Origin of the sequence: Pseudogracilibacillus amylolyticus (SeqCode), assembly GCF_051918545.1 — a bacterium.
Lineage (GTDB): Bacteria > Bacillota > Bacilli > Bacillales > Amphibacillaceae > Pseudogracilibacillus.
In genome coordinates this window covers 1-10,868 of record NZ_JBPPZG010000130.1, presented here as the reverse complement: position 1 = coordinate 10,868, position 10,868 = coordinate 1, and the positions used below count along the sequence as shown (strand labels likewise).

11 protein-coding genes are annotated in these 10,868 nt (G+C 36.0%); 2 read left to right on the top strand and 9 right to left on the bottom strand.

Translation table 11 applies throughout. The annotated features are described in order from the left end of the window. Positions 1-276 (top strand): AMP-binding enzyme (locus ACPYKA_RS14015; protein ID WP_479542858.1); only part of this gene is annotated, 276 nt, incomplete at its 5' end. 471 nt (positions 277-747) lie between these two features. On the opposite strand, the gene ACPYKA_RS14010 is transcribed toward ACPYKA_RS14015, so the two are convergent. The 5 genes from ACPYKA_RS14010 to ACPYKA_RS13990 all read right to left on the bottom strand — a co-directional run bounded on the left by ACPYKA_RS14010 (position 748) and on the right by ACPYKA_RS13990 (position 6,051). Further along, positions 748-2,211: a CoA-acylating methylmalonate-semialdehyde dehydrogenase gene (locus ACPYKA_RS14010; protein ID WP_479542857.1), complete on the bottom strand. Its 1,464-nt coding sequence runs from the start codon at positions 2,209-2,211 to the stop codon at positions 748-750. A 24-nt stretch (positions 2,212-2,235) separates the two neighbouring features. Next, entirely contained in the window at positions 2,236-3,579 is a 1,344-nt protein-coding gene (locus ACPYKA_RS14005; RefSeq protein WP_479542856.1) for an aminotransferase, read from the bottom strand. A gap of 256 nt (positions 3,580-3,835) precedes the next feature. Beyond that, positions 3,836-4,318: a hypothetical protein gene (locus ACPYKA_RS14000; protein ID WP_479542855.1), complete on the bottom strand. Its 483-nt coding sequence runs from the start codon at positions 4,316-4,318 to the stop codon at positions 3,836-3,838. Further along, complete coding sequence (locus tag ACPYKA_RS13995; protein ID WP_479542854.1) at positions 4,290-5,888, bottom strand: sodium:solute symporter family transporter; 1,599 nt, start codon at positions 5,886-5,888, stop codon at positions 4,290-4,292. The genes ACPYKA_RS14000 and ACPYKA_RS13995 overlap by 29 nt, the downstream gene beginning before the upstream one ends. Positions 5,889-5,913: 25 nt before the next feature. Beyond that, positions 5,914-6,051, bottom strand: a complete 138-nt coding sequence (locus tag ACPYKA_RS13990; RefSeq protein ID WP_479542853.1) for a hypothetical protein — start codon at positions 6,049-6,051, stop codon at positions 5,914-5,916. Between the two features lie 680 nt (positions 6,052-6,731). Between ACPYKA_RS13990 and ACPYKA_RS13985 the strand changes: the two genes are divergently transcribed. Beyond that, entirely contained in the window at positions 6,732-7,040 is a 309-nt protein-coding gene (locus ACPYKA_RS13985; protein WP_479542852.1) for a hypothetical protein, read from the top strand. A 203-nt stretch (positions 7,041-7,243) separates the two neighbouring features. Here the strand turns inward: ACPYKA_RS13985 and ACPYKA_RS13980 are convergent, their stop codons facing one another. From ACPYKA_RS13980 to ACPYKA_RS13965, 4 genes are all read right to left on the bottom strand, one after another. Then, positions 7,244-7,408, bottom strand: coding sequence for a hypothetical protein (locus ACPYKA_RS13980; protein ID WP_479542851.1), 165 nt, complete (start codon positions 7,406-7,408; stop codon positions 7,244-7,246). A 302-nt stretch (positions 7,409-7,710) separates the two neighbouring features. Beyond that, entirely contained in the window at positions 7,711-9,021 is a 1,311-nt protein-coding gene (locus ACPYKA_RS13975; protein ID WP_479542850.1) for an IS91 family transposase, read from the bottom strand. 330 nt (positions 9,022-9,351) lie between these two features. Further along, positions 9,352-9,870 carry a GDYXXLXY domain-containing protein gene (locus tag ACPYKA_RS13970; RefSeq protein WP_479542849.1) on the bottom strand — a complete coding sequence of 173 codons (519 nt, stop codon included), beginning with the start codon at positions 9,868-9,870 and terminating at the stop codon, positions 9,352-9,354. Next, the coding region (locus tag ACPYKA_RS13965) for a hypothetical protein (RefSeq protein WP_479542848.1) at positions 9,867-10,868 on the bottom strand (1,002 nt) is incomplete at its 5' end. The genes ACPYKA_RS13965 and ACPYKA_RS13970, both read right to left, overlap by 4 nt.

The following is a 10,868-nucleotide window of genomic DNA, read 5'->3' as shown; positions in this document are numbered from 1 at the left end:
ATGGCGCACGAAGCAGTTTTTGAAGCAAGTGTTGTAGCAATTCCTGACGAAAAATGGCAAGAACGACCAATTGCATGTGTCGTTTTACATGATAAATTTGTCGGCAAAGTTCAAAAGCAAGAATTACTTGCCTTTTTAGAACCTCAGTTTGCTAAGTTTTGGCTCCCGGATGATATATTATTTGTTGAAGAAATCCCTAAATCATCTGTCGGTAAATTTTTGAAGCGAGAACTGAGAAAATATGTTTTAGAACATTATCAAGCCCAGGAACAGTAAGTAACTACCACTGTCTCAACATTTGGGACAGTGGTAGTTACTATTTCTTATGAACTCCTTTTAAATTTTCAGTGCGACTAAGCAAGTTGCTGAGGGACTCAGCGTTTTTTTCTGTCACTAAGCGTTTGACGTGAGTCACTACGCATCTTTTCTCGGCACTAAGCATTAGTCCTGAGCCACTACGCATCTTTTCTCGGCACTAAGCATTAGATCTGAGCCACTACGCATCTTTTCTCGGCACTAAGCATTAGTCCTGAGCCACTACGCATCTTTTCTCGGCACTAAGCATTAGACCTGAGCCACTACGCATCTTTTCTCGGCACTAAGCATTAGACCTGAGCCACTACGCATCTTTTTACACCATTTAGTTGACGTAAGCTACCAATCATTAGTATTCTGCTACTTCCATACTGAACATGGACTTTATAGAACCAAATGATAACGCACAGTTCTCACTGTGCGTTTTATAAATTATTCAACCCATCGTCCTGTAAGAACTTTCTTTCTTGTGTAAAATTGTAAACCATCTTTTCCATTTGCATGCAAGTCTCCATAGAATGAATCTTTCCATCCGGAGAATGGGAAAAATGCCATTGGGGCAGGGACGCCAATATTAACTCCTAACATTCCAGCATCGATATTTTCCCTAAATGTTCTTACACTTCCGCCGTTATTTGTAAATATACAAGACCCATTTGCGAATTTAGATTTATTCGTTAATTTAATTGCTTCATCTAAGTCTTTTACTCGACTTATCGATAATACAGGAGCAAAAATTTCGTCTTGCCAAATTTTCATTTCACTTGTCACATGATCGAAAATTGTTGGTCCGACAAAATATCCGCCTTCTTGAGCGCTCTCGTCTTTTCTACCATCCCGAATAAGTGTCGCACCTTCTTTTTCTCCTGTTTCAATATATTGTAATGTTCTTTCTTTATGTGAATCACGAATGACAGGTCCTAAAAAAATGCCTTCATCCAAACCATTACCCATTTTAATTTCATTCGCTTTTGCAACTAGTTGCGATATAAACTCATCTGCAACCGATTCTTCTACAGCAACGACAGAACAAGCCATACAACGCTCACCTGCAGAACCAAATGCCGCATTTAAAATTTGCGTGGAAGCATTATCTAAATTAGCATCTTTTAAAACAATGGAATGGTTTTTCGCACCGGCAAGCGCCTGCACACGTTTCAGATTAGCTGTACCACGTTTATATACATATTCTGCTACCGGTTGAGAACCAACAAAAGAAATGGCAGCGATATCTTGATGATCAAGCATTCCATTTACAACATCATGTGCCCCATGTACGATATTTAGAACACCTTCAGGTAAACCCGCTTCAACAAGTAGCTCTGCCAACCGGTTTGCCAAAAGTGGCGTTCGTTCAGATGGCTTTAATACAAACGTGTTTCCGGTTACAATTGCCATTGGAAACATCCATGTCGGAACCATCATTGGAAAGTTAAATGGAGTAATTCCACCAATTACACCGATCGGATATCGGTACACACCAGACTCTAATCCTTTGGCAATCGAAGGAAGCTGCTCACCCATCATTAAGGAAGGAGCACCAGCAGCAAATTCTACACATTCAATTCCACGTAAAACTTCCCCATGTGCTTCGGTATAATTTTTCCCATTTTCAATTGTTACTAAGCGTGCTAACTCATCCCAATGTTCAACGAGTAATTGTTGGTATTTAAACAAAATTCTTGCCCGCTTTGGAACAGGCTCTTCTTTCCACGTTTCAAATGTTTCAGCCGCTACTTTAACCGCTTGATCAAGATCATCTTTTGTTGAAATTGGTACTTCAGCAATCACCTCGCCAGTTGCGGGATTGTATACTGGTTCAATCTTTTCCGTCTTTGCATCTACCCATTTTCCACCTATAAAGTTTTTAATTCTTTGAGCAACTTTTGTAGTCAAAACAATCACTCCTATTCAATATATTTACAATTTGGCAAAAGCCTTTTTTAATGTTGTTACAATAAAGTCTAGATCATCGTTCGTTAAATTTAAAGGTGGGCTTAAAGCGATAATATTATTAAATCTAGCCACCGTATCCCCATTCTTACCAATAATCAGTCTATTTTCTTTACAGTATCCAATAATACTATTAACTTTTTCAACATCTGCGGGTTGCTTCGTCTTTTTATCTTCCACGAGTTCAATTCCGATGAGCAATCCTTTTCCTCTAATATGACCAACATTAGGATGACTTTCCAAATCTGACAATCTCTCTTTTAACCTTTTCCCCATCATTTCTGAACGTTCAATTAGATTCTCATTTTCATATATTTCCATGTTCTTTATCGCCAGAGCACATGCAGCTGGATTTCCGCCAAAAGTGCTGACATGCCGGAAATGATCATATTCACCTTTTCCTTTAAATTGGTCATAAATTTCCTTTCTGACAGCGGTTGCAGCGAGAGGAAGATAGCCGCTTGTAATCCCTTTGGCCATCGTCACAATATCAGGCGTTATTCCTGAATGTTGGAAACCAAATTTTTTTCCTGTTCGCCCAAAGCCACAAATTACCTCATCCAGAATTAACAGCGTACCATGCTTATCACAAATCTCTCTTACGCGTGGCAGGTAACTTTCATGAGGGATAATTACTCCACCACCGGTAATAAACGGTTCCATAATTACACCCGCAACTGTTTCGCTTAATTCCCATGTCATCACACGGTCTATTTCGTCTGCAGCCGCTAAACTTTGCTCTTCCAAAGTTCCTTTATAAGGGCTTCGGTATATGTCAGGTGGTGTCACATGGATAAATCCTCCGGCAAGCGGTTCATACATATACTTTCTTTGTGCCTGACCTGTTGCAGCCAGTGCCCCCATCGAATTACCATGATATCCACGGTACCGTGAAATAAACTTATGCCTTCCCGTATCTCCTTTATGGTGATGATATTGCCGCGCAATTTTAAAAGCTGTTTCATTCGCCTCGGAACCACTGTTGGAAAAGAAAATAACATACTCGTCTTCCAGCCAGTTATTTAACTTCTCAGCAAGTTTAATTGCAGGTACATGACTTTGAGATAGGGGAAAATATGCCATTTTCTTCAATTGATCATAAGCCACTTCCGCAAGTTCATCTCTTCCATACCCAGTATTTACACACCAAAGACCAGCCATGGCATCCAAATATTTATTCCCATTTATATCCGTTATCCAAGCCCCGCCCGCTTCTTCCGCAATAATTGTTGACTCAGGGTTAAACGGCTTAACGGCATGCCATACATACTGTTCATCCTTTTTGGATAAATCATCTGTATTTGTGATCAATTTACTACGCTCCTCTCTATTCGTCTTACATATAATGATATATTGTTTTTAATTTTAGCCATTAGACAAAATGTTAAAAGATATTCTTCTCCATTTAACGTTAAGAAGACTTTATTCATCACACAGTATATTTTTCTAATATTTATCACATTATTCACTAAATTCAATCAACTCGTTACAGAATAAAACGCATACTTATCATTATTTTAGGTACATAGACCACCTGTTACTAAAGCAGATGAATACATTAATACATTTATAATGGGTGGTAATTTCCACTAATTGCATCTACTATTATTAGTGACTGTTCTTTATATTTAGTCAAGTTAATAAGCCAAAAAGGACGGTAATAAAGTGTTTCAGATGAAAATTTTATTTCAGGAACTTTTAGAAACTTCACTTTCTTGGAGATATTTTCAGAGATAAAGTACTTTGCGGTTTTCCTAGCCTCATTTTCAGTAATGACTATTTCTAGTTGAAAGTCCGTTTCAATTTCATATGGAATCAATTGAGGAAACACGTCTACTAGAGCACATTTTCCATCCAAAGCATCCACTGTACAGGCAGTTTTTCCTTTTAATCCTACAACTGTTTTAACTGACACATCAAACTCGAAAAAATAATACGGATAATAAACCAAATTTTCTATTTTGATCATTGATCGTTTTTCTAAACCTTTCATTAACCTCTTAACCTGACGCTCAGGAAACTCAAGTTCTTGTGTTAAAACCATAGTCATGGTTAACTCCCCTTACCTGTTTGACTTGCTCTCGTAAAAACTTAGATATACGATTAGCCTCAGGAGCTAAATCACGAGTGATATTTTTATCAAATTCTTTCGAAAACACTCGTGGAATTCTTGATTCTTCAAATACCTCTTGTATTTCCTTAGAAGGTTTCGGCCCGATTTTACTTCCGATAATCATTCCTAAAATCGATATTATTAACCCTGCTAAAAATGGATGAAAACCTGTTATTGATTCAAAATTCATCGATGTCCATAAGATGTTTGTTGTCGCTCCGCCTATCATAGCCATTAGACAGCCAACATAATTAGCCTTTTTCGAATAAACTGAAGCAACATAAGGAACTAAAAAGCTATTTCCTAATGTTCCAAAAGCAAATACAACAAGAGCAAAAACCGAAGGCGGCTCATAGATGGCAACAATAACACCTACAATTCCACCTGCCAAAATGCATAACCTTGACACAAGAACCATTGTTTTTTGACTTGCATTCTTATTTACAAAACGTTGAAAAATATCACGTGACAATATGGAACCAGCTTGCATTAATATTGAGTCGGCCGTTGACATAACAGCAGACATTATTGCAGAAAGTAAAATTGCTGCAAAAATTCCCGGGAATAAGGTATAAGCTAATTCGGTTATAACCATTTCTGGATCTGCAATGGTCGGTAATAAAATAATACCTATCATTCCTAAAATATATGGTATAAAAATAAAGAATTGATTCCATACGGCACCAATTAAAACGGCACCTTTAACAGTCTTTGTACTTTTCATTGACATATGGCGGACAACAACATGAGGTAGCCCCATGTAACCTATAGAATAAATAAGTATTGCCCCTAAAACCACACCCCATTGGCCATAAAATGCCAGATCCTTCCCCCAAATACTTAAATAAGTTGGATCAATTTCAGCAAGTGATGCATTCAATCCCGATAAACCGCCTACATAAAAATAAGCAAGAACACCTATCCCAACAACACCTGTAACCATTATTAAACCTTGTACAAAAGAGGTGTAAGCTACCGCTAAGTACCCACCTGCGACTGTATAGATTAAAATGACACTAATTCCAATTATTAATGAGACTTCATAAGAGAACCCTGTTAAAGTCGACAACGCTTTACCGGCAGCAATGAATTGAGCACAAACATAGCCAAATAGAAATACTATAGCAATAAGAGAGCCCACGACACGGACACTTGCATGTTCAAATCGTTTTTCCAAGTATTCAATTGGAGATAGTGCTCCAAGTTTTTCCGACATCCTTCTCATTCTTTTTCCTAGTACTGAAAGATTAATGATTGATCCCCCAGCATCACCTATTGCGTACCAAACTGCATACCACCCGTATTGAAAAGCCATCGCTGGAGCACCCATAAACATAAATCCACTCATAGCAGTCGTTTGCATTGTCATTGCTGTAACAGCCGGTCCTAGGGAACGTCCGCCCAATAAGTATTGTTCTGTTGATTCAGAAGATTTACGGGAAAACCAAATACCGATTCCTAGTAATACTCCCAAATAAATAACAAAAATAATACCATCTAATTTCATGTTCAATGCCTCCGACCTTTAATTATTATTTATTGATTTTTTCTAAGCGCTCCTCTTCATCATCCACTTTTTTCATTTTAAAATAAATAACAGTCGCTAACCCTAACCATATAAAAGGCCAAGGAAGGATTAACCAAAAAGTCTCTGCCGGTAAGTTAAACAAGTATTTCACCCCCTATTATTCCCATTAAATAATCTTGAGTGACTTGAAAATAAAACCCCTGCCATCTATAACTTTTATTAATGTAGTCAAAATATATAATACATTCACTTTACTTCTATTACATTGGACATAGTGTTAAATGAGGATAGCGCTTCCATTCACATTTTGAATAACATAAAAGTTGGAGAGGAATGGAAGTCTTTATTATCATAAATGCCTCAAAATAAATTCACAATGGCTTGAACGAAATCAAACACAATATTGCAGCGATATTCGCTCATCTCGATTCATTAATCCGACAAACTAGAAAGCCTGTGATTATATTAGTTATTTAGTAGCTTTTTATAGAATAGTGATTATTATCCTGGAGACTAAAATCATCTCCCTCATCATATACTACTCACTACTAATGCGGTGATACGATACAGAGCGTATATGAAAAGTGGGGTTCATGTTAAAATTATCACGAAAAAGGTCGTACTTTTATGATATAATAGTAATTAGATGTCATTATTATCAACTCCATTGATAAAATAGAAAGCAATCACATCGCCTCTGTTCACTAAGCAATAACATGACTAAACATTTTTAGTTGTCATTAACCTCTACTTGCTTTTTAGTACATTTCATCGTATATCAACCAAGTATAATTATATCTCTAAATATAAGGAGGAAAGTAAATGAGTAAGGAGATTACAAATGAAGCAATTTTTCAAGCTGTCATGGAACTGTCGCAACAATTAAAGGAGCAATCACAACAATTAAAGAAACAATCACAAAAACTAGATGAGCATTCTCAACAATTAAAGGAACAATCGCAAAAACTAGATGAACATTCTCAACAAATAAAAGGAGTGTCACAGCAATTAACTGACACAGAAAAAAGATTGAATGAAAAAATTGATATAGTTGATGCAAAAGTTACAGTTCTATCGGAGAGTTTACTCAAAACACAGGCAGAAGTAAAAATGTTAAAAAGTGCAAAGTAGAAATTTTGTTAAACTCTTTCGATATGTATTAGTTGATGCTACTGTGAAAAAGTTGCATCCAACACCAGGCACAAAAAAGGTTGTTGAACGTGAAAACATTTTACTCATACTTATTTTTCCGTAAATCTTCTTAAATCCTATAAAGGAAACACGAAAACCGTCCCTTTGCCACCCTAAGGGTACCCCAACCTGTTGGCTGTCAGTTACCAAACGTTTTGATACTTACTTAAGTAGGATTTCATCGACCAGAAAATAATGGATTGCCGGGCACGTGTTGATAAATCAAAACCACCAGTGAGAACTGGTGGTTTGTTTTGCAGCTGAAAGCCCATGAAAGAGAACAACATATGATATATTGTTAGGTTCATAGATTCCTTCTCCTAAATCTTTCACAACATCATAAACATCAAGCTCAATTCCTTTATACGTATTTGTTCAACATAACTTAACCTCATAAGAAAAACCGGGCAAAATGCGGCCCGGTCCTTTTCTCTCTTTCCGTGACTAGATAATATCCGATAATTTGTATTCCTGCCCATGTACTCCTTTATAATACTCTGGATACATTTCTCCTCCGCATTGTTCACAACTGAATCTTGGCGGGGTAGTTGGGTCTCCTCCATCCATTAAATCAAAATCCCTGACTACGTCATAAGGAATTTTTTCTTCTTCATGACACATTAAACAATGATAATTGATCACTGCTTTCTTGGTCTTTAGATGGTCGGTTCCTTTTTTCTTTTTGTTTCTCTTTCGTTTGTTTTGATTCCGGGATTTCTTCGAGATAAGCAATCACCCTCTCCATATATCGTCTTGCATCTTTTGATAATGCAACTTTTACTTCTAAATTACCATTCTCTGGACAGACTTCTCCCTTATACTCATAATAGTTGTCGCAATGTGGGCATCTAAGAGGATCTTTTTGACCACATGCAACAACACGCTCTCTCCATGTTTGGCGACGTAGTGTTTTCTTCACTTTCAATATCCAGCTTCTTGTACCCTGTTGCCACGCAGCCAGCATTTTTTTGCTTAAGCTTTTACTTCTTCTTGAATACATACCATAATGACGAATAGTTTTGAACTGTTCATCTGGGATATGGCGGATTAAACGAATAATAAACTCTTCTACTAGAAGCGTTTCACGCTTCTCTTCGTTATCTTTTTTATCAATATATTTAAAGGTTACGGTTTGACCATCATATGCCTCAACTCGATTGATTCCAATCGCAGGTCGACGCATATAACGACCAATGTATCTCAACTGATCCTTTATTTTTCCTCTTTGCTTTGGGGCATACACATAGAAGCCTTCCCCATTTTCGGAAAAAGCCTTTTGTAAGCGAGGCTGAACCTGTTTCTTTTCTTTCTCAGTCAGATTTTTTCTGATTAACTTTAATACAACAGTCTGCCACTGCTTTCGAAGCATTTTAAAAGGGATAAAATCATATCCTTTCCATTCTCCCTTATTTGTTATTCCTCCCATTGTCACCAACATATGTACATGTGGATTAAAGTTTACTCTTGAACCAAACGTATGTAAACCAGCTATGATACCTGGTTTTACCTTTGCCTTCTTTCCAAAGTAATCTGAGATAAGTTTGGCGGCCTCATCCATCAAAGGTTTTAAGAGATGACGATGCAACAAAAAAATTTCGCGTAACCCTTCATCAATCGTAAATATAACATGTCGATGGTTCACCTGTAATACATCTTCTGTTAATAAACGGCTCCATTCTTCACTTTCCCCAAGTGAACATGTTGTACAAAAGCGGCCTTTACAACGATAAGGAACTTTTCGAACATCATGGCAGCCTTCACAAACAAAGAGTTTAAATCCATTTTTCGGATTTCCGCAGTCACGAAACTTCTCAACCTCCTTGATAACTACCGAACGGATTCTATCTTCATATTTCCTTTTAAATGACTCCCAATGTTGATGATTATCAAAGAAAATTTCTTTCAAAATATTTTTCTCCATACAATAAGAATACCACAGTGATCAACACCGTGGTAGAGCAAAAATTTATACTTTCTTATCTTTTAAAAAAATCCCCAGCTTTTCAAACATTTATGCTTATAACCAATCAGTTGATTTGTAGAATCATCGGCCATGATATTGAGTTAGGGATTTGGACAGAAATCCATAGCCTAATTATAAGGTTTTTTCATAGAAATTGGTAGTGGAAATTCCAATTATTTGCAATTTAAACTCATCTAACTAGTTTGACTTTCACTTGAAAAGAAAGCTACTGACTTCACAACCGATAAGTAATCTTAATATTCCACTCGTGAATTCTTTTTTCCGTTGCTATTCATTCCATTTATCAATTCCAACGACTTTATACTGTCCCCATTTTCCGATTAATATTGTAATGACCAGTTCATCTCTTGGTTTAAATGTTCCAAAACGATCCGCTTGCTTTATATATTCAAGCCCATAATTCACATAATGAATATCATGATCTTGGTCATAGTATTGATATGTACCTTTTAATACATACGCATCTTTTTTTGTTGTTTCTATTTTTTTAGTAGTTGCATAACGAACTCGAAATACTCCAGTTTTATCTTTTTCAAGTAATACATAAACAGGTGTATTATAGTCTATCGGCATAGGGGTTTTCCATCTGTCGGCTTGAATTTTATTAATATCATATTCCACATACATGTCACCATCAATAAAATCACCATATACCGGAAATTCAGGAGATAATGTTTGGATTTTTATTTCATAACCTGTTCGATCGATTTTTTCAAATTGATACGTCAAAAAAACAATTACAATAACTTGCAATAGAATGATTAGATAAAAGAGGATCCGTTTCATTTTTTATGTCCCCCTACTCTACCTTCTGTCTTTCTTCGCTGCTTCTCCAAAATAAAACTAATGACAAACAAAAGTATTCCTCCAAGTAAAAAGAACAAGGATTTATTCAATGTTTCCCATGCGAATTGAATATAGACAGTAAAAGTACTGATCAAAAAGCTGATAATTCCGATGATTGTTTTGTCATCCTGATTCGACTGAAAGCCAATGATCAGCCAATAAATAGCAAATAGGAACATACTTAGAATGATAAAGATATAGGAATACGGGATAAAAAAGAAAGGGATAAATAATAGCAGATTTATCAATTCTGATTTATTCCATCTCCACTCGTAAATAAATGCACCGATCCATACAATACCTAATCCGATAAAAAAGCCAGGTTCTATGACAAGATCATTAACAAAGTATTCTTCTTGTAAAAGAAAAGATTCATACATTTTAAAAATAAATATACTTAATAAACTCACATAAATAAGCGAATTTCTTAAGGCTGTCTTTGGAATGATTTTACCGAGTATATACAGTAAAAGCGTGAGAAAAATAAACCAATAATATTGCTCCAACGCTACAATTGTTGCAACTAAAATTTGGATTGCAAGACCAATTGCAAAAACATAGTTATAAAAAGGATTATTCCGACGCAATACGAAATAAAAATAACCAAATACAAAAATGAAAAATATAATTAAATTGAAGGATGAAAAGGCAAGCGCACTATACAGTTGACCAAAAACCGTAATTAAAAGCGCAATGACAAAAAGCGAATAAACTTCGTAAACACTGTATAGAAGAAGCCCGACAATACTCCAAATAATAAACGGCCAAACATTAAAAAGATTTACTTGATACATGTTTATAATCAAAAACAAAATTGCCCCGAATAATATATAACCAAGTAAGATAAAGCTTATTCCATAAATCTGAAAATGCCTGTTAGAATCATAATCAAATGATTTAGAGTTTGACAACTCGGTATTTTTGCGAAGATTAAGATT